A 21259-nucleotide genomic window follows, 5' to 3' on the forward strand; every position below is an offset into this window, starting at 1 on the left:
GCTTCCGCGCGTGCATTCCGCATGCGCGTCGGCCGTATTTACGAAGAGATTCATTTGACTCAGTTCAACACGCTCGGCCTGTCCGAGATCACCCTCGCCGCGCTCGCTGCGAAGGGTTACACCGAAGCAACGCCGATCCAGGCGCAGTCGATCCCGGCCCTGCTCGAAGGCCGCGATCTGCTCGGCATCGCGCAGACCGGCACCGGCAAGACCGCCGCGTTCATGCTGCCCTCGATCGAGCGTCTCGTCGCCTCGAACAAGCGTCCCCAGCCGCGCGGCTGCCGCATGCTCGTCCTCGCCCCGACGCGTGAGCTGGCCAGCCAGATCGCCGAGAGCGCGCGCCAGTACAGCAAGGGTACGCGCCTGTCGGTCGCGACCGTGTTCGGCGGCACCTCGATCCACAAGAACAAGACCGACCTTGCGCGCGGCGTCGATATCGTCGTCGCCACCCCGGGCCGTCTCGTCGACCTGATCGACCAATGCTATGCGATCCTGCTCGGCATCGAAATCCTGGTGCTCGACGAAGCCGACCAGATGATGGACCTCGGCTTCATCCACGCGCTCAAGCGCATCGTCCGCGAGCTGCCGAGCAAGCGCCAGACTTTGTTCTTCTCGGCCACCATGCCCAAGACGATCCGCGACCTCGCCAACCAGTTCATCCATGAGCCGGTCGAAGTGAAGGTGACCCCGGTCGCCACCACTGCCGAGCGCGTCGAGCAGTTCGTCACGCACGTCAACCAGACCGAGAAGCAGTCGCTGCTGACGATCGCGCTGCGCGACGAGAGCGTCGAGCGCGCGCTGATCTTCACGCGCACCAAACATGGCGCCGACCGCGTCGTGAAGCTGCTCGCGGGCAACGGCATCGCCGCCAACGCGATCCACGGCAACAAGAGCCAGCCGCAGCGCGAGCGCGCGCTGGGTGAGTTCAAGTCGGGCAAGGTCAAGTTCCTGGTCGCGACCGACATCGCCGCACGCGGCATCGACGTGTCGGGCGTCAGCCACGTCTTCAACTTCGAGCTGCCCAACGTGCCGGACCAGTATGTCCACCGTATCGGCCGCACCGCGCGCGCCGGCGCGACCGGCATGGCGATCAGCTATTGCGCGGACGACGAGCGGACGTACCTGCGCGACATCGAGCGGCTGATCCGTCAGAAGATCACCGCCGTGCCGCTGCCCGAGGGCTTCCTCGCCGAGTCCGCCAAGATCAAGTCGACCCGCGCCCCGGTGGCGATGGGCCGCGACGAGCAGAACGGCCGCAACGGCCGCGCGATGCAGGATCGCGGCGGGCAGAACCGCAACGGCGCGGGCCGCAATGGCCAGCACGACCGCGGCCCGCGCGCCAACCCGCATGCCGCCAATTCAGGTGAGGGGCGCCGTCACGGCGAGCAGCCGCGCGGAGACCGTCCGCAGGGCGAGCGTCAGGCGCGTCCGGAAGGCCAGCGCCAGACGCTCGGCGCCAGCTTCGGCGGCGCGCGCGACGGTGCCGGCCAGCGGCCGCAGGGCGACCAGCCGCGCTTCTACGGCCCTCGCAAGAAGAAGTTCAGCGCACGTCCCGCCGGCAATGGCGGCCAGCGCGGCGGCGCCCAGCGCTAAGCGATCACCGGCGCGGGTGGCTTAGCGCCCCCGCGCCGCATCGTCCTCCTGCGCAGCGATCAGGCTCGCAACGCGGTCGGCGCCGATCGTCGCCTCATTGCTCCCCCGCGAGATCAGCGGCGCGGCACGGCGATACAGCTCGAGCGCAGCCGCATAGGCCCGCTCCGCCTCGGCACACAGGCCCAGGTCGAACACGACCGAGGGATGGTTCGTCGCCTGCCCGTCCATCGCGGTCCACGCGGTGCAAGCCGCTCGAAGATCGCGCTGAGTCTGCTTGACCGCTTCCTTGAACGGCCGCTCCAGCGCCTTGGGCAGCCCGCGCGTGCTCTCGCGGAAACGGATCGAATAATCCTCCACCCGCGGCGCGATGTCGCGGCGTACTTCGCCCGCCACATCCATCACCATCCCGCGCATCGCCTCCTCGACCGTGCCCGGCGGATTCTTGCCGCGGCACCAGCTGCTCTCGTCGCGCCGCGTCTTCTCGACCGAATAGACGATGCGCCCGTCCGACCGCCGCTCGAGCCGCAGGTCGGCGGACAGGTTCACCACGCGCCGGATGCAATCGGTTTCGACCTCCGCCTCGCGCAGGCACTTGTCGTCTGCGCCGCGCTCGACGCACTGCTTTTCCTTGCCCTTGTACTTGTTCTCCTGAACGCCGCTCGTCACCGCGCCGCCGAGCACGCCCTCCGGCCCCGGCCCCGCGCCGAACGCGCCGATCAGCTGGAAATGCGGCCGCCCGTCGATATCGGGCTGCGACAATGCGCGCTCGATCGCCATCTCCAGTGCTCGCCCGTCGCGCCCCGAAAACCGATCGATTCCCAGCGAGCGCAGCACCGCTGCCTCACGGTGCGCCGCGGCGAATTTGCCCGTCATCCGCACCGCTTCCGCCGACGCGCTCGCCGGCCAAAGCATCACAGCAAGCGCTGCCACCAAGCTGAATTTCATGGTGATCCCCCGATTCTCCCGCCGCCAGTCTCGCATCGTGATCGCGGCCAACGCAACCTTGCGCCTCGCGCGCAAGTCCGCTAAGGGCGCGCGCTTCCAGAGCATCAGCAATGGAAACCTGCGGGAGAGTGCTTCGGCGCTCGTCTGTACCGCTAAACTTGAACCGGTCCGTTCGCGGACCAGCTAGAGAGTGAAACATGGCTAAGAAAATCACGGGCTATATCAAGCTCCAGGTGCCCGCGGGCGCCGCCAATCCCTCGCCGCCGATCGGCCCTGCGCTGGGTCAGCGCGGCGTCAACATCATGGAATTCTGCAAGGCGTTCAACGCGGCGACCGACGGCCAGGAAAAGGGCACGCCCCTCCCCACCGTCATCACCGTCTATGCCGACCGCAGCTTCTCGTTCGAGACCAAGCAGCCGCCCGCGACGTACCTGATCAAGAAGGCCGCGAACCTCAAGTCGGGCTCGAAGGAGCCGGGCAAGATCTCGGCCGGCAAGATCAAGCGCTCGCAGCTCGCCGACATCGCGACCGCGAAGATGAAGGACCTGAACGCCAACGATCTCGACGCCGCGACGCGGATCATCGAAGGCTCCGCCCGCGCGATGGGCCTCGAAGTGGTGGAGGGCTGAGATCATGGCAAAGCTGACGAAGAAGGCGAAGGCCTTGGCCGGCACGGTCGACCGCGAGAAGCTGTACGGCGTCGACGAGGCGATCGCGCTCGCGCGCGCCAACGCCACCGCCAAGTTCGACGAGACGATCGAAGTCGCGCTGAACCTCGGCGTCGATCCGCGCCACGCCGACCAGATGGTCCGCGGCGTGGTGACGCTGCCTAAGGGCACCGGCAAGACCGTGCGCGTGGGCGTGTTCGCCAAGGGCGCCAAGGCTGACGAAGCCCGCGAGGCCGGTGCGGACGTGGTCGGCGCCGAAGACCTGCTCGAGATCGTGCAGGGCGGCAAGATCGAGTTCGACCGCTGCATCGCGACCCCTGACATGATGGGTCTGGTCGGCCGCCTCGGCAAGGTACTGGGTCCGAAGGGCCTGATGCCGAACCCGAAGCTCGGCACCGTCACCATGAACGTCGCCGAAGCGGTCAAGGCCGCCAAGGGCGGTCAGGTCGAGTATCGCGTCGAAAAGGCCGGCATCATCCATTCGGGCATCGGCAAGGCGTCGTTCCCGGCGGAAGACCTGCGCGCGAACTTCGACGCGCTGGTCGATGCGGTGGTCAAGGCCAAGCCGTCGGGCGCCAAGGGCAAGTATCTGCGCAAGGTCGCGGTCTCGTCCTCGATGGGCCCGGGCGTGAAGGTCGACGTCGCCGAGGTTTCGGCGATCTGATCCTTCGCTGCCAGCGAGACAAAAAGGGCCGGGGGAAACTCCGGCCCTTTTTTCTTGTCCGGAATGGCCGAAATCCGCCGCTTTCGCCGCGCCGGTGGCTGAATCTTAACGCTCGCCCGCTACCACTCCCCCATGGGCTTGGGGCAGGCATGAACGCATTCACCGCCATCGACACGGCAAGCGGCACTGCCGCTGCGCCGGCGCTGCATGCCGAGCCCGTGGCCCAATTCGTGCGCCTCGACGCGGCCACCCCCGTTTTCGCTGCCGAATGGGACGATCTCGCTGCCCATGCCGCCGAGCCCAATGCCTTTGTGGAACGCTGGTTCCTCACCGCCAGCGCGCCGCTCGCCGATACCAGCGTGCGCCTGCTTGCAATCCGCGACCGCGGCACGCTGATCGGCCTGCTTCCGCTCGCTCGCGGCAGCCATTATGGTCGCCTGCCCATCGCGCATGTCGAGAACTGGCTGCACTATCACGCCTTCCTCGGCGGCCCGCTGCTGCGCCGTGGCCATGAGCAAGCCGCCTGGACCGCGATCCTCGCCACGCTCGACGCCGACCCCGCCTCGACCGGCCTGCTTCATCTCACCAACCTGGTCGAGCATGGCCCGGTCCACACCGCCCTGCTCGCCACGGCAAACCGCCCGTGCGACACCGTCCACCGCATAGAGCGCGCGATGCTCGCCAGCGATCTCAATCCCGACGCCTATTACGCCGCCACCGTTCGCAAGAAGAAGCGCAAGGAAATCGGCCGCCTCCAGTCGCGCCTCGCCGAACTCGGCAGTGTCACCACGCGCCGCCTCCCCGAGACCGGCGAGCTCGACGAGTGGATCGACACCTTCCTCCATCTCGAAAAATCCGGCTGGAAAGGCCGCGCCGGTTCCGCGCTCGCCTGCCAGCCCGAAACCGCCCAATTCTTCCGCGACGCGCTCCACGGCGCGCATGCCGCCGGCAAGCTCGAAATGCTGCGGCTTCAGGTCGACGACCGCACCATCGGCATCCTTGTGAACTTCCTCGCCGCGCCCGGCAGCTTCTCGTTCAAGACCGCGTTCGACGAGGACTTCGCCCGCTACTCCCCCGGCGTCCTGATCCAGCTCGCCAATCTCGGCATCCTCGCCCGCAGCGACATCGCCTGGATGGACAGTTGCGCCGCCGAAAACCACCCGATGATCAACAGCCTGTGGGGCGAGCGCCGCAGCATCGTCCGCGTCACCTTGCCCCTCGCCGGCTGGCGCAGCCGCGCGCTGTTTCATGCCGCACGTACCGCGGAACGCGCCGCCGCCGCGCTGAAACGCAGTCCCGCCCCGGAGCCCGCAGCATGACCGCCCCGCTCGCCCGCCTGACCCAGGGCACCGTGTTCGACGCGCAAGCCCGCGCGCACTTCGCCGCCATCTATCCCGAGCGATCGGGCAAGCTCACCCACGGCCTTGCCGGCCACCCGCTGTTCGAGCTTGAAGCACTGGTCGAGCTCTCGCAGCGCATCCGCCCGGTCGATGTCGAACAGAACCTCGCCGACCTGCCGATCGAGGTCGATCCGTCGACCGTCCAGCATAACGGCCTCTCAGTCGCCGACTCGATCCGCTCGATCGAGGCGAACGGCTCGTGGATGGTCCTCAAATTCGTCGAGCAGGACCCGATCTACCGTGCGCTGCTCGATGACATCCTCGACGAGCTCGAACCCTTCGTCCGCCCGCGCACCGGCCGCATGTACAAGCGCGAGGCGTTCATCTTCGTCTCCTCGCCCAACGCGGTCACGCCATTCCACATGGACCCCGAGCACAACATCCTGATGCAACTGCGCGGCAGCAAGACGATGACGCTGTTCCCCGCCGCCGACCCCGAACTCACCCCCGGCGAGCTGCAGGAGGCGTTCCACCGCGGCAGCCATCGCAACCTGCCCTTTCACGATGCATTTGCACCCAAGGGCCAGCCGATCACGCTGACCCCCGGCGAAGGCCTCTACGTCCCGGTCAAGGCGCCGCACTGGGTGCAGAACGGCCCCGCCACCTCGGTCTCGCTGTCGGTCACCTGGCGCTCGGAATGGAGCTATCGCGAAATGGACGCGCACGCCTTCAACGCGATGCTGCGCAAGGCGGGCCTCAACCCCCGCCTCCCCGCGCGCCACCCCGGCCAGAATCTGCTCAAGGCCTATGCCTGGCGCGCGCTCAACAAGCTCAAGCGCACGACCGCAAGCAACGGCGCCGAATGACCGCGAATTTCCCCCGGATCGAGGCCGAAACCGACGCGCGAATCCTCGATTCGCTGCAATCGGTCGCGCTCGACGCGGGCGGCGCGCTCGACCGGCGCATCCAGCCGGGCCTGTACGACCGGCTCGACTGGCTCGACCTCACGCGCAGCCAGCTCTGGCCCGACACACCACTTGCCATCGCGGCGGTTCGGCAGGGCAGCGATGCGCTGTGGTTGCCGATCCGCGACGACGGCCATCGCCACGGCCGCGCGCTCGCCAGCTGGTACACGCTTGCCTTCGCCCCGCTATTCACCCCGCACACCGGTCCCGACACGCGCGCCGAGCTGCTCGGCGAGGCGGCCCGCCGCCTGCGCAAGCGCTTCGCCACGATCAACCTCTGGCCGCTCGAACCCGCGGACGCCGCCGCGCTACAACGCGCCTTCGCCGCCAATGGCTGGCTGGCTCGCGACCAGTTCGAGGCAGCGCACTGGGTCGCGCACACGCAAGGGCTCGACTTCGACGCCTATTGGGAACGCCGCGCGTCCAAGCTGCGCAACACGGTCCGCCGCCGCGCCAAAAAGTCGGCGGTCGAAACGCGCGTCCATGACCGCTTCGATGCCCAGGCATGGTCCGCCTATGAGGCGATCTACGCCGCCAGCTGGAAACCCGCCGAAGGCTCGATGGCCTTCCTCCGCGCGCTCGCCGAGCAGGAAAGCGCCGCCGGCACGCTTCGCCTCGGCCTCGCCTGGCGTGAGGGCCGCCCCGTCGCCGCACAGTTCTGGACGGTCGAGAACGGCACCGCCACGATCCACAAGCTCGCCCATCTCGAAAGCGAGCGCGAGCATTCGCCCGGCACCTTGCTGTCCGAAGCGATGTTCCGCCACGTCCTCGATCACGATCGACCGGACCTCATCTCCTATGGCAATGGCAACGAGCCCTACAAAGCCGAATGGATGGACGAACGCCGTGTCCGCCACCGCCTCCAGCTGTTCAACCTGCGCAGCCTGACCGGCCTTTCGCGCGCCGCCACCAAGGCATGGCGGTCAGCCCTCGCCAAGCGCCCGCTTTTCCGCTAAGGGCCACGCCAACCGCGCGCCGCGCCTTTCGCCTGCGCGCCACATTTGAGGCCCATGACCTTCCCGAACCTCCCCACCAGCCTCGCCGAGGCGCTGGCCGCACGCGGCTATACCGATCTCACTCCGGTGCAGGCCGCCGTCGTGCAGGACGACGCCAATGGCCGCGACCTGCTCGTCTCCGCGCAGACCGGCTCGGGCAAGACCGTCGCCTTCGGCCTCGCCATGGCCGACGATCTGCTGGCGGACGGCGTGCTGCCGCCGCCGGGCCTGCCGCTCGCGCTGGTCATCGCCCCGACGCGTGAGCTGGCGCTTCAGGTCGCCAAGGAACTGGCCTGGCTTTACGCCTCCGCCGGCGCGCGCATCTCGACCTGTGTCGGCGGCATGGACGCCTCGCGCGAACGCCGCGCGCTGTCGCACGGCACGCATATCGTGGTCGGCACGCCGGGCCGGCTGCGCGATCATCTGGAGCGCGGCGCGCTCGACTTGTCCAAGGTCCGTGTCGCCGTGCTCGATGAAGCCGACGAGATGCTCGACATGGGCTTTCGCGAGGAACTCGAAGCGCTGCTCGACGCGACGCCGGCCCAGCGCCGCACCTTCCTGTTCTCGGCCACCTTGCCCAAGCCGATCGTGGCGCTCGCCAAGCGCTATCAGCGCGACGCGCACCGTATCTCCACCGTCGGCGAGGATCGCGGTCATGGCGACATCGCCTATCAGGCGATCGCCGTCGCCCCGGCCGATATCGAACATGCCGTGATCAACCTGCTGCGCTTTCATGAGGCGGAGACGGCGATGCTGTTCTGCGCCACGCGCGACAATGTCCGTCACCTCCATGCCGGCCTGACCGAGCGCGGTTTCGCCGCCGTCGCCCTCTCCGGCGAGCACAGCCAGAACGAGCGCAACGCCGCGCTTCAGGCGCTGCGCGATCGCCGTGCAAGAGTGTGCGTCGCGACCGATGTCGCCGCGCGCGGCATCGATCTGCCGACGCTCAGCCTGGTCGTCCATGTCGAGCTGCCGCGCGACGCCGAGACGCTCCAGCACCGCTCAGGCCGCACCGGCCGCGCCGGCAAGAAGGGCACGGCGGTTCTGATCGTCCCCTATCCCCGCCGCCGCCGCGTCGAGATGACGCTCAAACAGGCCAAGATCGCGGCGGAATGGCTGCCGGTGCCAAGCATCGAGGACATCCGCGCCAAGGACCGCGACCGGCTGATGGAAAAGCTGATCGCCCCGGTCGAGATCGACGACGAGGACCGCAACCTTGCCGAGGCGTTGCTCGAGCAGAAGACCCCGATCGAAATCGCCGCCGCGCTGGTTCAGGCCCATCGCGCGTCGATGCCCGCGCCCGAGGAGCTGATCGACCGCGGGCCGGCCGACCAGCGCGCGCCGGTCCACCGCCCCGGCTTTGACGACACGGTGTGGTTCGCGATCAATATCGGCCGCCGCCAGAATGCCGATCCGCGCTGGATCCTGCCGCTGATCTGCCGCCGCGGCCATGTCACCAAGCAGGAGATCGGCGCGATCCGCATCGGCGCGGGCGAAACCCGCTTCCAGGTGCCGCGCGCCATCGCCGACCGTTTCGCCAAGGAAGTCGCCAAGTCGGCCGGTCCCGACGACGAGGATGTCCGCATCGCCGTCGCTGATGGCCCACCCCCGCCCGGCACGCGCGGCGACCACGAACCGCGCCGCGGCGGCCCACCGCGCAACCACGACCGCGCCGTACATCGCGCCCGACCCGCCAAGCCCCACCATCGGGGCAAGCCGCCGAAGAAGTGAGCGCCGTGCGCATCCTCGTCGATGCCGACGCCTGCCCGGTCAAGGATGAGGTGTACAAGGTCGCGTGGCGGCGCGCGGTGCCGGTGACGATCGTCGCCAACAGCTTCATCCGCATCCCCGATCACCCGCTGATCGACCGCGAGGTCGTCTCCGACGGCTTCGACGCGGCGGACGACTGGATCGCGGAACAGGCGGGGCCGAAGACGGTGGTGATCACCGCCGACATCCTGCTCGCCGACCGCTGCCTCAAGGCCGGCGCCACGGTCCTGTCGCCGACCGGCAAGCCGTTCACGCTCGCTTCGATCGGCGCCGCCATCGCCACCCGCGCGATCATGGCGGACCTGCGCGCGGGCGGCGACCAGCTCGGCGGCCCCGCCCCCTTCGCCAAGGCCGACCGTTCGCGCTTCCTCCAGTCGCTCGACGAAGCGCTCGTCCGTCTCGCTCGCGCATAAGCAATCCGCAATCGCACTCGTTGCGCAGGCGTGATAATCACGCCGCGTCCCCGGCTTGGAGGCGCGCATGAGCGAAGAACGGATCACGCATCCCGACGGCACCCAAATCAACTTGCACAGCTGGCCCGCAATCAGTCCGAAAGCGGTCGTCATCCTTCAGCACGGTTTCAACGCGCATGGGGGGCATCTCGCTTGGGCCGCCGGGCAACTGAATACCGCCGGCTATGCCGCCTACGCCGTCGATCTACGCGGCCGCGGCAAGTCGGACGGCGAACGTTTCTTCGTCGATGACTTCGGCAAATATCTGTCCGACCTCCAGCTCGCCTTCGACCGCGCCCGCACCGATTATCCCGGCCTGCCCGTCTTCCTGATGGGCCACAGCGCCGGCGGTGTCATCGCCACCAGCTATGCGCTGCGCCACCAGCGCGAGCTCAAGGGTCTGATCTGCCACAGCTTCGCCTTCCGCGTCCCTGCCCCGCGGCTCGTCCTCAACCTGCTGCAATTGCTCAGCGGCCCGTTCCCGCGGCTCAAGGTGCTCAAGCTCAAGAACGCCGATTTCTCTCGCGATCCTGCCTGGGTGGCGATGATGAACGCCGATCCGCTGATTCATGACGAGAACCAGCCCGCCAGGACCGTCGGCGAGATGTGGAAGGCCGACAAGCGTCTCGAAGTCTCGTTCCCGCAGCTGACCCTGCCCGTGCTGATCATCCATGGCACGAAGGATCACGCGACCCTGCCCGCCGGCAGCCAGTTCTTCTTCGACACCGCCGGCGCCACCGACAAGACGTTGAAGCTCTATGACGGCCATTTCCACGACCTGCTTGCCGATACCGGCAAGCAAGGCGTGATGGCCGACATCGTCGCCTGGCTGGACGCACGGATTTGAACGCATCCCGCCGCGCAAGCGGGTGACATTCGTCCCCGCCCCCCTTATCATCCCCAAACCGGTGCCAAAGCCGTTGACTGGGATGAAGCAATCGATGTTTGAACGAACCGGGCCGCGCGTGCTTGCGGCCCTGCTTGCAGCTGGCGTTTCCACCGCGGCGTTCGCGCAGCAGGCGGCCCAGCAGGTGACGGCGCCCCCGCCCGCGACCACCGCCATTCCCGCGCCGCAACCGGGTCAGACCCCCGTGCCGGTGCCGGTCGCGCCGGTTCAGGCGCCGCTGCCCGACCTCACCCCCGATCAGGCCGATCAGGTCCGCCGCCTGATCGTGCAGGGCCGCATCGCGCAGGGGCTGCGCTATTCGACCGCCGAGGCCGAAGTGCTGCCCGCCGACCCGCAGGGTCTCGTCCGTGCCGCGCTCGATTATGCCCGTGCGATCCATATCGGCCGGCTCGATACCGCGGATTTTCAGGAAGATTGGGCGCTGCGCCCCGCCGCCTGGGACCCGCTGCCCGGCTTTACGCAGGCCGTCGCCGGCAACCGCATCCCGGCTTGGTTCGCCGGCCTGACGCCGCAGTACGAAGGCTATGACAACCTCCGCAAGGGCCTCGCCCGCTACCGCCGGGTCGAGGCTGCCGGCGGCTGGAGCACGATTGCCGCCGGCCCCGACATGGCGCTGGGCGCCAGCGGCGCGCGCGTCGCCGCCTTGCGCGCCCGGCTCGCGGTCGAGGATGGCGAGGTCGTCGCCACCGGCGACAAGTTCGACGCCGCGCTCAAGGAAGCCGTGGTCCGCGCGCAACGCCGCTACGGCCTGCCGCCGACCGGCGTCGTCTCGACCGGCACGCTCGCCGCGCTCAATGTCCCCGTCTCCAGCCGCGTCCGCCAGATCATGGCCAACATGGAACGTTGGCGCTGGATGCCCAAGGAAATGCCGGTCGACCGCATCCAGGTGAATATCGCCGCCGCGCAAGTCGCGGTGTTCGAGGGCGACAAGCCGGTGATGTCGATGCGCGGCGCCACTGGCAAGCCGGGCGGCGGCGAGACGCCGATGCTCGCCTCGTCGATCCACTCGGTCGTGCTCAACCCGCCCTGGAACGTCCCCGCCGGCATCGCCCAGCGCGAGCTGTTCCCCAAGGGCTCGGCCTATCTCGCGCGCAACGGCTTCAAGGTGATCGGCACCGGCGCCGCGCGCCGCCTGCAGCAGCAGCCGTCGCACTCCGCGCTCGGCAAATACAAGTTCGACTTCGCCAACCCGTTCGCGGTCTATCTCCACGACACGCCGGGCAAGGGCATCTTCTCGAGCTACGATCGCCTCGCCTCGCACGGCTGCATCCGGCTCGAACGCCCCGGCGACCTCGCCCGCCTGCTGCTCGACGGCAGCACCGAATGGACCCCCGAAGCGATCGACGCCGCGCTCGCCAAGGGTGAGACCAAACGCGCCGACCTGCCCAAGGATGTCGCGGTCTATCTGCTCTACTGGACCGCCTATGCCAGCCAGAGCGGCACGATGAACTTCCGCGGCGACCCCTATGGCTGGGACAAGACGCTCGCCACCAAGATCGAATCGCGGTCCGCCGCCCAAGCGCTGGCCGCTCGTTGATGTTGCGTTTTTCGGCATTTGCCGCACCTCGAACAGGAGATCACATGACCCGTCGCCTGCCCCTCGCTGCCGCGCTCCTCGCCGCCGCCACGCTCGCCGCCTGCTCGGGCGGCTCGGACGCGCCGCCGCCGCCTGCCAACGAAGCCGATAATGTCGTCGTGGTCGACGAGACTCCGCCCGAGAATGTCGTCGAGCCGACGCCGAGCCCAACGCCGACGCCCAGCCCGACCCCGGTCGCGCAGGAGCAGCCGCACGCGCAGCAGGTGCAGGACGATGCCGACGCCGTCGGCATGACCGCGCGCCTGCCGCAGCAGGAGGGCGAGGAAAAGGCCCAGCCCGCCGAGCCGGTCCACTGATCCGATCCCGGCCGGGCGGGGAAGGCGACTTGACTTCCCCGCCCCGCCCTGTATTGGCGCGCCTTCGCTTCGCCGCGGGGAGACTCGTGGCGGGACGAAACCGTCCGAGACAGTTGGTGACCGGAATTTGCCGGTCTTAATTTCCAGCCAAGACGGGGACAGCGATATTTACCGGCGGACCCAAGCGATTGGCGTCTCCGGGTCAGCCAGCCGGAGCTCATCCGCGCCCTGACGATCATGCCCCTCGGACGAGGGGGTTGGGCATCCGCCCTTCCTCCGGCGTAACCGGCTCCAGTCCTTTGGGCTGGGGTATTTTGAGGAGACCGGCATGGATCGTGCTCAGAAGACCGAAGCCGTTGCCGAGCTGAACCGCACCTTCAACGAGGTCGGCGTGGTGGTCGTCACCCGCAACCTCGGGATGACCGTCAAGCAATCGACGGACCTCCGCAACAAGATGCGCGACGCCGGTGCGAGCTACAAGGTCGCGAAGAACCGCCTTGCCAAGATCGCGCTCGACGGCACCGATTATTCGGTGCTCTCGGACCTGCTGACGGGTCCGACTGCGCTCGCCACCTCGATCGATCCCGTTGCTGCTGCAAAGGTCGCGATCGAGTTCGCCAAGACCAACGACAAGCTCGAGATCGTTGGCGGCGCGATGGGTGCGCAGCTGTTGAACGCGGAAGGCGTGAAGGCGCTCGCATCGCTGCCTTCGCTCGACGAACTGCGCGGCAAGCTCGTCGGCCTGCTTCAGGCTCCGGCCTCGAAGCTCGCTGCGATCACCGCGGCGCCCGCCGGCCAGCTGGCGCGCGTGTTCAACGCCTATGCGGAGAAGGAAGCCGCCTGAGGCGTGCTTTCGCGACTATTTTCGAACCAATCTGATTGAAGGGAATATACCATGGCTGACCTGAACAAGCTCGTCGACGCTCTCTCGGAGCTGACCGTCCTCGAAGCCGCCGAGCTCTCGAAGCTCCTCGAAGAGAAGTGGGGCGTTTCGGCCGCCGCGCCTGTCGCCGTTGCCGCTGCCGGCGGTGGCGCCGCCGCTGCCCCGGCTGCTGAAGAGCAGACCGAGTTCGACGTGATCCTCACCGGCGACGGTGGCAAGAAGATCAACGTCATCAAGGAAGTCCGCGCGATCACCCAGCTCGGCCTGACCGAAGCGAAGGCTCTCGTCGAGGGCGCGCCGAAGGCCGTCAAGGAGGGCGTGTCGAAGGACGAGGCCGAGAAGATCAAGAAGCAGCTCGAGGAAGCCGGCGCGACCGTCGAGGTCAAGTAAGCTTCTTCTGCTTCACGGCAGACGAGATGAAGGGGCGGTCCGGTAACGGGCCGCCCCTTTTCTGTTGTGGGGGCGGTATCGACACGCGCCTCCATCCCCGTCCCTTTTCGTCGCGCAATACCTCACCTAAGGCTTTGCGCGGGGGCACATTTTGACCGGCACGCGATCGACTTCATCCACCCGCTATCTTCCGGCGATCGACGGGCTGCGCGCGGTCGCCGCGCTCTCGGTCATGCTGTTCCACATCTGGCCGCGGCTGCTGCCGGGCGGCTATACCGGCGTCGACATCTTCTTCGTCATCTCGGGCTTCGTCGTCACCCGCTCGCTCGCCGGCCGCGAGTTTGCGAGCCTCGGACAATTCGCTGCCTTCTTCTACGCGCGCCGCCTGCTGCGGATCATGCCGGCGCTGGTCGCGATGCTGCTCGTCACCCTGCTGGCCGCACAGCTGTTCATCCCCGACGCCTGGCTCAGCAACAGCCTGGCCCAGGTCGCGCGCTTCGCCTTTTTCGGCCTCAGCAACATCGTCCTCGCCACCGATACCGACAGCTATTTCGGCCCGCAGGCGACTCACAATCCCGTCACCCACACCTGGTCGCTGGGGGTCGAGGAGCAATTCTACCTGATCTTCCCGCTGATCCTGTGGTGGCACATGCGCAGCCACAGCCGTGCGCGCGCGGTGCGGTCGGTGGCATGGCTCTCCGCGACGTCGCTGATCCTGTGTGCGGTGCTGAGCTTCGCCGCGCCGAAATTCGCTTTCTACTTGATCGTCACGCGCTTCTGGGAGCTCGGCCTCGGCATGCTGCTATGTCTGACGCAGGACCGCTGGCGCGGCTGGGCGGCGCAGCAGCGCTGGCTCGTCCCGGCAGGCCTGCTGCTGATCGCGACCGGATTCGCCACGCCGGAGGGGCTGCCTTTCCCCTTCCCGTTCGCGCTGCCCGCCGTCCTCGGCACCGGCGTGCTGATCATGGCCGTCGCCGCGGAAACCTCGCCGCGCCTCCTGTCGAACCCGCCGATGGCCGGCATCGGGCGCGTCTCCTACTCGCTCTATCTGTGGCACTGGCCGGTGATCGTGCTGCTGCGCTGGACCACCGGCCTGCACACGCTGCCGCTCCAGCTGCTCGCGCTGGCGCTCGGCGTGACGCTCGCGGTCGCCTCCTATCTCCTGATCGAAAAGCCGCTGCGCCGCCACCCGCGCTTCACCGCGCAGCCGCCCGCGCGCACCGTGGGTCAAGCCGCCATCGCCGTGATCCTCTGCACGCTGGCGGGTCATGGCCTGATCGCGGCGCACGACCGCATCACGCTGAGCGTCACCGGCGACCGCCATGCCTGGTATGCCGAGCCGGAACGCGCGCTACCGGCGCCCGCGCGCTGCGCCGTGCGCTACGCCAAGCAACGGCTGGAGCGCGGCGAGCTGTCGAGCTGGACGCCCGGCTGCCCGCCTGCCTTCACGATCTTCGTCCCCGCGGACTCGCACGGCCTCGCTTATGCGCCGAACCTGCACCGGCTGGCGGCGGAGACCGGCGCGCAGGTGCGGCTCTATTTCCGCGCCGGCTGCCCCTATTTCAAGCTGATCGAGACTCACGCCTCGCGGCCCCGTTGCGCCGGCTGGTACCAAGCCGTGGCCGAGGACATTGCAGGGCGCTCGCGCCCCGGCGACGTCGTGTTCCTCCCCGGCCTGCGCCTCAAGCGCATCGCCAACCAGTTTCCCGGCGATCCCGACGCCGGCGCGGACCTCGACCGGGTTGTGCCCGCCGCGCTGGCGGAGGCGACCACGATCCTGGCCCGGCTCGGTGCAGGCGGCGCGGGGATCGTGCTCGAAGCGCCCAAGCCGCTCTTCCCCAGCCCGGTGTTCCGCTGCGCCGACTCGTTCAACCGCGCCAATCCGATCTGCCGCGGCCTCACCACCTCGCGCGCCCAGGTGATCGAGCGGCGGCGTCATGTCATGGCGGCGATGCAGTCGCTGGCAGCGAGCGTGCCCCGGACCTTGCTATGGGATCCGCTGCCGCTGCTCTGCCCCGGCGCAACCTGCGAGGCGCTGCCCGGCGGCCACCCATTGTTCCTCGACGGCGATCATCTGAGCGGCCTTGGCAACGACCGCGTCTATCCAGATCTCAAACGTGCGATCCTCAGCCGGGCGGCTTGGGGACGTAGCGCTTCGCCGCAAGCGGCCCGAACCCGCTAGCCGCCCGCTCGACCCAGAGCGGGCCGAGCTTGTCGCCGCCCGGCGCCGGCACCGTGCCCACCATGAACGCATCGCGGAGCGTCTTGATGCTCAAACCCGCATACCAGCGCAGCGCGACCGGCACGATCGGCACGAACATCGGCTTGCCCTGCACGTTCACCGCCGGCATCTGCCCGTCGGGCAAGCTCACCTGGCCGTTGAGCATGAACACGCCGCCCGGGGCGATGCTGAATGGTTCCGACCCCGTCGTCATCCGCGCCGAGGCGTGGAAGCCGGCGATATGCTCGTCCTGCTGGGCATTGGCGCCCATCAGCGCCATCACGGCGCGGATATTGTCGGCGCTCTCGGTCCCGCGATTCTGGATGAACAGCTCGAAATCGAGCGTCACCAGTCCGTCGCGGATTGCCGCGCGCAGCGGGCGCAGTTCGGTCACCAACATGCCCTCGGGCGGCGGTGCCGGCGCGGCGGCGGGCGGTGTCTGGACGCGGGCTGGCGGACTCGGTGTCGGCGGTGGCGGCGGCACCGCGACCGGCGCGCTCACCGGCTCGACCGCCTCGACCTCCTCCGCCGCCGCGCGGCGCCGGCGGCCGAGCAACCATCCCGCCGCCACGCCGAGTACCAGCAGCAAGCCGCCGCCCAGCGCCGCCCAGATCCACACCGGTACGGCCTCGCCCGCAGGTTCCGGCGCAGCCGCGATGTTGGTGCTGAGATCGCTTTCCACCGCTGGCGCCGGCTCGGACACCACTGCCGGCGTCGCACTCGCGGTCCGACTGGCAGACGGAGCCGGCACAGCCGCGGCTGCGTCCGGCGCGCGCGCGGCGGGCCGTGTCGCGGCTGGTCGCGCGACTGCGGGCGGCGATGCGGTCGCGGTCGGAAGCGGCTGGATCGTCAGCGGCGTCGGAGTTGGCGATGGCGCGGGTGTCGGCGGCGGCGCGGGGGTCTGGCCCGACGGCGGCAGATTGAAATCGCCGACCGGCGGCGTCACGATCACCGGCTGCCGGCTGTTCTGGCCAGCCGCAGGAAAAGCGAGAAGGAAAAGGGTCAGCGCACTCGTGGCGCGAAGCTTGAACACGGTCACCCGCCGCGCGTTAGCAGATGCGCGCGGCCCCGCGCACCAACAAAGTGCGCGGGGCCGGCTCGGATGGCGCCCGCCTCATTGCGGGCGGAGTTCACACCTTGGCGGGGACGCTGTGCAGCCGCGCCTCGATATCGGCGTACATTGCCGGCTCGTCCTCGAATGCGATCGGCACCAGCGCCTCGCCGCCATTGACGCGGCCGATGGTGAAGGCGGCCGCGGTGCGCCCCTCGCTGCCGTCCGGCAGGCGATAGCGCGCATCGGCGAGCACGACCGGCGTGAAGCCCTCATGGCCCTCGCCGTCATTCGCGACATGCAGGTCGTCGCGCGGCAGCGTCACTGCGCCGTCGACACGCGTGCCGTCGCCCGGTGCGATCGCATCGGCCTCGACCACGCCGTCCGCCGGCGGATCGATCAGCAGCTTTTCGATCGCGGCGGTCTCGCCGGGGCGGCCGCTCAGCATGAACGCGCCGATGCGGACATCCTCGGCCTGCACGCCGCCAGCGTTGGCGACGGTCAGCTCGAACTCGACCACGCCTTCGTCGCGATTGAGGCCGGCACGGATCGGCCGCATCGCCAGCTCGAGCTGCGGACGGTCACCATGCGGCGCGGCGCCACCCAATACCGCGTCGATGTCATCGGCGTCGGGGCGGCTCAGCGTGGCATTCTCGAGCGCGGCATGGACTTCAGGCTCATGCTGCGGCGGGGCGGCCGGACGGTCGATGAACATCGGTGCGGCCGCGATCGGCTCCGGCGCGATCGGCGCGCGGGATTCGACGAACGGCACGGTCTCGGCGACCGGCGCGGCGGCGACCGGCGCGGCCTCGTAATAGTCCTCATACACCTCGTCCTCGCGGCGGCGGCGCAGCAGCAGGAACGCGGCAATCGCGGCAGCGGCGACCCCGAGGCCGGCCAGCACCAGCCACAAGGTGCCGCCGTCCCCGGCGGGTTGCTCCGCCGGCGTTTCGACCGTCGTGGTTTCGACCGGCGCGGCGGTGGCCGGCGCGGTCTCGACCGGCGGCGTCACCGGTGCGGCGGCAACTAATGCTGCAGGTTGCACAGCAGGCACTGCCTGAGCCGGGGCGGGACGAACCGGCGCACGTTGCGCGACCGGCGCGTTGCGGGCCGCGGGCCGTTCGGCGCGCTGCGTGGCGGCGCGCTCACGCGCCTCCTGCTGCGCCTGCTCGGCGACGCCAGGGGCGATCGTCGTGCGCGACTCGCCGGACGGCGCCTGCGCCACTGGTGCCGGTGCGGGCGCCGGCGCGGCCGGCACCACGACCACCGGCGGGGTCACGATGTCCTGCGCGAAAGCGGTTGAAGGGATGGCGACGGCCGCAAGAAACAGGGCGGTCGCCGGGCGAAGCGCGTTGCGCGCAATGTTTGGGTTTGGGGTCATAACGGGGGGTCAATGAGTGGAACCTGCGATTCGTCGCCTGAGCGGCTCCAAATTGCGGCGAGCCGTTAACCAGCACCGGCGAGACGATGACTCCGTTCCGCCATGAAAACGAAACGGCGGCAACAATCGTTACCACCGTTTCTACTTCATGCCTTCGTCGAAACGACTATTCAGGGCACCGTCACCGTCCTGAACTCGATCCCCTTGAGTTCGGGCAATGCCTGAAGTTGCGGCGTGATGACCTTGAGATCGCCGACCACCACCAGCGTCATCTTTTCGAGCGGGAACGCCTTCGCCGCAGCGCTGATCTGCGCCGGCGTGACCGCCAGCGTCGCGGGCACATAGCGGTCCATCCAGTCGCGCGGCAGGCCCAGCATGTCGCGCGTCGCCAGCGTGTTGACCAGCGAGCCCGCGGTCGAGTTCTGGATCACGAACAGCCCGGCCATGTACTGCCGCATCCCCGCCGCTTCCGCGTCAGCCGGCGGCGTCGCCTGCAGCGTGCGGATCTCGTGGAACACCTCCTTGAGCGACGCCCCGGTCGAAGCCGTCGTCACGTCCGCATTGAACGTCCACAGCGTGTTGTGCGGGAAGAAGCCCAGCGCCGACCCCGGCGAATAGGTATAGCCCTTCGCCTCGCGGATGTTGCGCGTGATGCGCGAGCTGAACGCCCCGCCGAGCAGCGCGTTCGACACGCGCATCGGGATATCGCCCGCGCTCCCCGCCTTGGGCGCGGCGAAGGCCAGGTTGATCGTGCTCTGCGGCGAACCTGGCCGGTCGATCAGCAGCACTTGCGGCCCGGCCTTGGGGCTGGGCGGCAGCACCAGCCGGTCCGGTCCGGCGGTCCAGCCGCCGAACGCCTTGCTCACCGCCGCCTTGACCGCCGCCGCGTCGAACTTGCCGGCGACATAAAGGTGCGAGCGCTTCGCCCCGTAATTGGCGGCGTGCCACGCGCGCAGCTGCGCGGTCGTGTACGCCCCGAACTGCTGCGGCGTCGGCAGCACGCGGCCGTAGGGATGGCCGGTGCCGTAATAAGCCCGGTCGAGCGCCGCGTCCGCCAGCGTCCCCGGCTGAGTCAGCGCGACCGCCAGGCGGCGGTTCCAGTTCGCCTTGACCCGCGCCAGATCGGCATCGGGATAGGCCGGGCGCTGCGCGACATCGGCGACCAGCGCGATCGCATCGCCCGCGCGTTCGGACAGCACGTTCAGCGTGACCGACGAGTTTTCGAGCCCCGGATTGGTGCCGATCCCGCCGCCCATCTCCGCGGCCTTCTGCGCAATCTGCGCGCCGGTCATGCCGCCCGCACCCTCGCGCATCATGTCCACGGCAAGCAGCGAGAGCCAGGTGTCCTCGCCCTCATTGACCTGCCCGGCATAGGTGACGAGCGACACCACCGTCTTGGGCGCGACGCCATAGGGCACCAACGTCACTTTCATCCCGTTGGGCAGCGTATAGGTCTCGCTCGCCGGCACCTTAAACGCCTTGGGCGCGGGGATCGGCGGCGGGGTGGTCGGAAGCTCCTGCGCGGCGAGCGGGCCAGCGAACAGGGCGGCAGCCGTCAGGCTTGCGATCAGGCGGCACATCTTACTTGGCTCCCGCGGGCTTGGCGGCGGCAGGCGTTGCGCCGGGGTCGATGACATAGATCGAGCGGTTGGTCGGGCGCAGATATTCCTGCGCGGTCTTGCGGATCAGCGCCGGCGTCACCTTGGCGAAGCCATCCTCGATCTGGTTGACCTTCGCCGGATCATTGTCGAACAGCGCGTACACCGCGAGCAGATCGATCAGCCCGATCCGCCCCTGCCCGTCGATCGTCGAATAGAGCGACGATCGCATCTTGGTCCGCGCGCGGTTCAGCTCTTCGGGCGACACCGGCTTGCTGCGCAGATCCTCGATCACCGCATCCACCGCCGCCTTGATCTCGTCGCGGCTGCGGTTGGCGTCGTGCGTGAAGCTGAAGCTCCACAGCATCGGGCCCTGATAGTTGAACATCGTGCCGAGCGGGAAGTTGATCCCGCCGCCGACCTCGCCCGCGATACCGCTCTCCGCGACCAGCTTGCGGTAGAGCCGGCTGTCCTGCCCCTTGACCAGCATCTGGTCGATCAGCCCCATCGCATACCATTCGGGCGTGCCACGTGGCGGTACGTGATAGCCCGCCGCCCAGCCCGGCTTGGGCGCGAGCTTGTCGACGCGGCTGGCGAACTTCTCCTTCTCCTGCCGCGGCTCGCTGATGTCGGGCAGCTTGACCGGCGCCGACTTGGGCATCCAGCCATAATATTTCTGGATCATCGCGCGGGTCGCGGCATAGTCGATGTCGCCCGCGACCACGAGCACCGCGTTGGACGGCTTGTAGAAGGCGTCGTGGAACTGCGACGCGTCGGCCACCGTCGCGGCCTCGATCTCCTTCAGCTCGCCGTAGAAATTGTGGCTGTTGTACCAGTTGGTGTTGGCCAGCATCGGCAGGTCGATCCACGGCCATGTCGAATAGGGCTGGTTGAGGACGTTGACCTTGACCTCGTTGCCGACCACGCCCTGCTGGTTCTTGAGCACCTCGTCATTGATGATCGGGCTCGCCATGCGGTCGGCTTCGAGCCACAGCATCCGCTCGAGCGCGTTCGACGGCACGACCTCGAAATAGTTGGTGAAGTCATAGCGGGTCGATCCGTTGAGGATGCCGCCCGCGGTGTTGATCGTGTTGATGTGCACGCCCTTGGGCGCGTTCTTCGATCCCTGGAACAACAGATGCTCGAACAAATGCGCGAAGCCGGTGCGCTCCTTGGGTTCGATGCGGAAGCCGATGCCGTAATAGACCGCGACGGTCACCGTCGGCGCGATGCTGTCCCTAGCCAGCACGACGCGCAGGCCGTTGGGCAGCGTATAATATTGCGTCTCCACCGACAGCTTCTGCTTGGCGCCCTGCGCCGCGGCGGGCGTGGCGGACGTGGCGGCTAGGCCGAATGGCACGGCGCTGGCGAGCGCGAGCGCCGCGGCCCATCGCTTCATCTTCATGGCTATCCCCTAAACTCGACGACGTAACGAACTGTATTAGGCTAACGGCACAGTAGCTCGTGTCAAACGATACCGGGGCGGTTTGACACTTTCCAACATGGCTCCTATATCGCGCTCTCCCGACTGGCCGGGAAATGA

20 protein-coding genes are annotated in these 21259 nt (G+C 68.6%); 15 read left to right on the top strand and 5 right to left on the bottom strand.

Annotated features, from left to right (window positions below; genetic code table 11):
• The first annotated feature begins 21 nt into the window (after positions 1-21).
• Positions 22-1593, top strand: a complete 1572-nt coding sequence (locus tag M9978_RS09975; protein WP_254292886.1) for a DEAD/DEAH box helicase — start codon at positions 22-24, stop codon at positions 1591-1593.
• A 21-nt stretch (positions 1594-1614) separates the two neighbouring features.
• Here M9978_RS09975 and M9978_RS09980 read toward each other — a convergent pair whose 3' ends face one another.
• The gene (locus tag M9978_RS09980; protein ID WP_254292887.1) at positions 1615-2466 is read right to left on the bottom strand and encodes a hypothetical protein; all 852 of its coding nucleotides are present in this window, start codon (positions 2464-2466) and stop codon (positions 1615-1617) included.
• Here M9978_RS09980 and M9978_RS09985 point away from each other — a divergent pair.
• The 14 genes from M9978_RS09985 (at position 2456) to M9978_RS10050 (ending at position 15647) form a co-directional block, all read left to right on the top strand.
• The gene (locus M9978_RS09985; RefSeq protein ID WP_254292888.1) at positions 2456-2725 is read left to right on the top strand and encodes a hypothetical protein; all 270 of its coding nucleotides are present in this window, start codon (positions 2456-2458) and stop codon (positions 2723-2725) included. The genes M9978_RS09980 and M9978_RS09985 overlap by 11 nt on opposite strands.
• Positions 2726-2735: 10 nt before the next feature.
• Positions 2736-3167: a 50S ribosomal protein L11 gene (gene rplK, locus M9978_RS09990; RefSeq protein ID WP_254292889.1), complete on the top strand. Its 432-nt coding sequence runs from the start codon at positions 2736-2738 to the stop codon at positions 3165-3167.
• 4 nt (positions 3168-3171) lie between these two features.
• Entirely contained in the window at positions 3172-3870 is a 699-nt protein-coding gene (rplA, locus tag M9978_RS09995; protein ID WP_254292890.1) for a 50S ribosomal protein L1, read from the top strand.
• Between the two features lie 149 nt (positions 3871-4019).
• Entirely contained in the window at positions 4020-5189 is a 1170-nt protein-coding gene (locus M9978_RS10000; RefSeq protein WP_254292891.1) for a GNAT family N-acetyltransferase, read from the top strand.
• Positions 5186-6076, top strand: coding sequence for a cupin-like domain-containing protein (locus M9978_RS10005; protein WP_254292892.1), 891 nt, complete (start codon positions 5186-5188; stop codon positions 6074-6076). The genes M9978_RS10000 and M9978_RS10005 overlap by 4 nt, the downstream gene beginning before the upstream one ends.
• Positions 6073-7131 (top strand): GNAT family N-acetyltransferase, encoded by a 1059-nt coding sequence (locus M9978_RS10010; protein ID WP_254292893.1) that lies wholly within the window; start codon positions 6073-6075, stop codon positions 7129-7131. Before M9978_RS10005 ends, M9978_RS10010 begins: the two co-directional genes overlap by 4 nt.
• Before the next feature lie 54 nt (positions 7132-7185).
• Entirely contained in the window at positions 7186-8901 is a 1716-nt protein-coding gene (locus M9978_RS10015; protein WP_254292894.1) for a DEAD/DEAH box helicase, read from the top strand.
• A gap of 5 nt (positions 8902-8906) precedes the next feature.
• On the top strand, positions 8907-9353 hold the full coding sequence (locus tag M9978_RS10020; RefSeq protein WP_254292984.1) for a YaiI/YqxD family protein: 447 nt from the start codon (positions 8907-8909) through the stop codon (positions 9351-9353).
• Between the two features lie 67 nt (positions 9354-9420).
• A complete protein-coding gene (locus M9978_RS10025) occupies positions 9421-10239 on the top strand; it encodes an alpha/beta hydrolase (RefSeq protein WP_254292895.1) in 819 nt (272 codons plus the stop codon).
• 94 nt (positions 10240-10333) lie between these two features.
• A complete protein-coding gene (locus tag M9978_RS10030; protein WP_254292896.1) occupies positions 10334-11836 on the top strand; it encodes a L,D-transpeptidase family protein in 1503 nt (500 codons plus the stop codon).
• 44 nt (positions 11837-11880) lie between these two features.
• Positions 11881-12192, top strand: coding sequence for a hypothetical protein (locus M9978_RS10035; protein ID WP_254292897.1), 312 nt, complete (start codon positions 11881-11883; stop codon positions 12190-12192).
• Positions 12193-12520: 328 nt separating this feature from the next.
• The gene (rplJ, locus tag M9978_RS10040) at positions 12521-13036 is read left to right on the top strand and encodes a 50S ribosomal protein L10 (protein WP_254292898.1); all 516 of its coding nucleotides are present in this window, start codon (positions 12521-12523) and stop codon (positions 13034-13036) included.
• Positions 13037-13087: 51 nt separating this feature from the next.
• Complete coding sequence (rplL, locus tag M9978_RS10045; protein WP_254292899.1) at positions 13088-13465, top strand: 50S ribosomal protein L7/L12; 378 nt, start codon at positions 13088-13090, stop codon at positions 13463-13465.
• Positions 13466-13616: 151 nt separating this feature from the next.
• Entirely contained in the window at positions 13617-15647 is a 2031-nt protein-coding gene (locus tag M9978_RS10050) for an acyltransferase family protein (protein WP_254292900.1), read from the top strand.
• On the opposite strand, the gene M9978_RS10055 is transcribed toward M9978_RS10050, so the two are convergent.
• From M9978_RS10055 to M9978_RS10070, 4 genes are all read right to left on the bottom strand, one after another.
• A complete protein-coding gene (locus M9978_RS10055) occupies positions 15592-16725 on the bottom strand; it encodes a hypothetical protein (protein ID WP_254292901.1) in 1134 nt (377 codons plus the stop codon). The two genes, M9978_RS10050 and M9978_RS10055, sit on opposite strands and share 56 nt — an antisense overlap.
• Before the next feature lie 91 nt (positions 16726-16816).
• A complete protein-coding gene (locus tag M9978_RS10060) occupies positions 16817-18118 on the bottom strand; it encodes an LPXTG cell wall anchor domain-containing protein (RefSeq protein WP_254292902.1) in 1302 nt (433 codons plus the stop codon).
• A 170-nt stretch (positions 18119-18288) separates the two neighbouring features.
• Positions 18289-19698, bottom strand: a complete 1410-nt coding sequence (locus M9978_RS10065; protein WP_254292903.1) for a M16 family metallopeptidase — start codon at positions 19696-19698, stop codon at positions 18289-18291.
• 1 nt (position 19699) lies between these two features.
• Positions 19700-21121, bottom strand: a complete 1422-nt coding sequence (locus M9978_RS10070) for a M16 family metallopeptidase (RefSeq protein WP_254292904.1) — start codon at positions 21119-21121, stop codon at positions 19700-19702.
• Between the last annotated feature and the right edge of the window lie 138 nt (positions 21122-21259).

It is taken from the genome of Sphingomonas tagetis, assembly GCF_024211275.1.
In the GTDB taxonomy this organism is placed as follows: domain Bacteria; phylum Pseudomonadota; class Alphaproteobacteria; order Sphingomonadales; family Sphingomonadaceae; genus Sphingomonas; species Sphingomonas tagetis.

Coding starts and splice junctions, on each gene's coding strand:
- M9978_RS10005 (WP_254292892.1), top strand. CDS start 5,186: ATGACCGCCCCGCTCGCCCGCCTGACCCAGGGCACCGTGTTCGACGCG.
- rplL (WP_254292899.1), top strand. CDS start 13,088: ATGGCTGACCTGAACAAGCTCGTCGACGCTCTCTCGGAGCTGACCGTC.
- M9978_RS09980 (WP_254292887.1), bottom strand. CDS start 2,466: ATGACGGGCAAATTCGCCGCGGCGCACCGTGAGGCAGCGGTGCTGCGC.
- M9978_RS10070 (WP_254292904.1), bottom strand. CDS start 21,121: ATGAAGATGAAGCGATGGGCCGCGGCGCTCGCGCTCGCCAGCGCCGTG.
- M9978_RS10015 (WP_254292894.1), top strand. CDS start 7,186: ATGACCTTCCCGAACCTCCCCACCAGCCTCGCCGAGGCGCTGGCCGCA.
- M9978_RS10025 (WP_254292895.1), top strand. CDS start 9,421: ATGAGCGAAGAACGGATCACGCATCCCGACGGCACCCAAATCAACTTG.
- M9978_RS10000 (WP_254292891.1), top strand. CDS start 4,020: ATGAACGCATTCACCGCCATCGACACGGCAAGCGGCACTGCCGCTGCG.
- M9978_RS10060 (WP_254292902.1), bottom strand. CDS start 18,118: ATGACCCCAAACCCAAACATTGCGCGCAACGCGCTTCGCCCGGCGACC.
- rplK (WP_254292889.1), top strand. CDS start 2,736: ATGGCTAAGAAAATCACGGGCTATATCAAGCTCCAGGTGCCCGCGGGC.
- M9978_RS10065 (WP_254292903.1), bottom strand. CDS start 19,698: ATGTGCCGCCTGATCGCAAGCCTGACGGCTGCCGCCCTGTTCGCTGGC.
- M9978_RS10030 (WP_254292896.1), top strand. CDS start 10,334: ATGTTTGAACGAACCGGGCCGCGCGTGCTTGCGGCCCTGCTTGCAGCT.
- rplJ (WP_254292898.1), top strand. CDS start 12,521: ATGGATCGTGCTCAGAAGACCGAAGCCGTTGCCGAGCTGAACCGCACC.
- rplA (WP_254292890.1), top strand. CDS start 3,172: ATGGCAAAGCTGACGAAGAAGGCGAAGGCCTTGGCCGGCACGGTCGAC.
- M9978_RS10010 (WP_254292893.1), top strand. CDS start 6,073: ATGACCGCGAATTTCCCCCGGATCGAGGCCGAAACCGACGCGCGAATC.
- M9978_RS10035 (WP_254292897.1), top strand. CDS start 11,881: ATGACCCGTCGCCTGCCCCTCGCTGCCGCGCTCCTCGCCGCCGCCACG.
- M9978_RS09975 (WP_254292886.1), top strand. CDS start 22: ATGCGCGTCGGCCGTATTTACGAAGAGATTCATTTGACTCAGTTCAAC.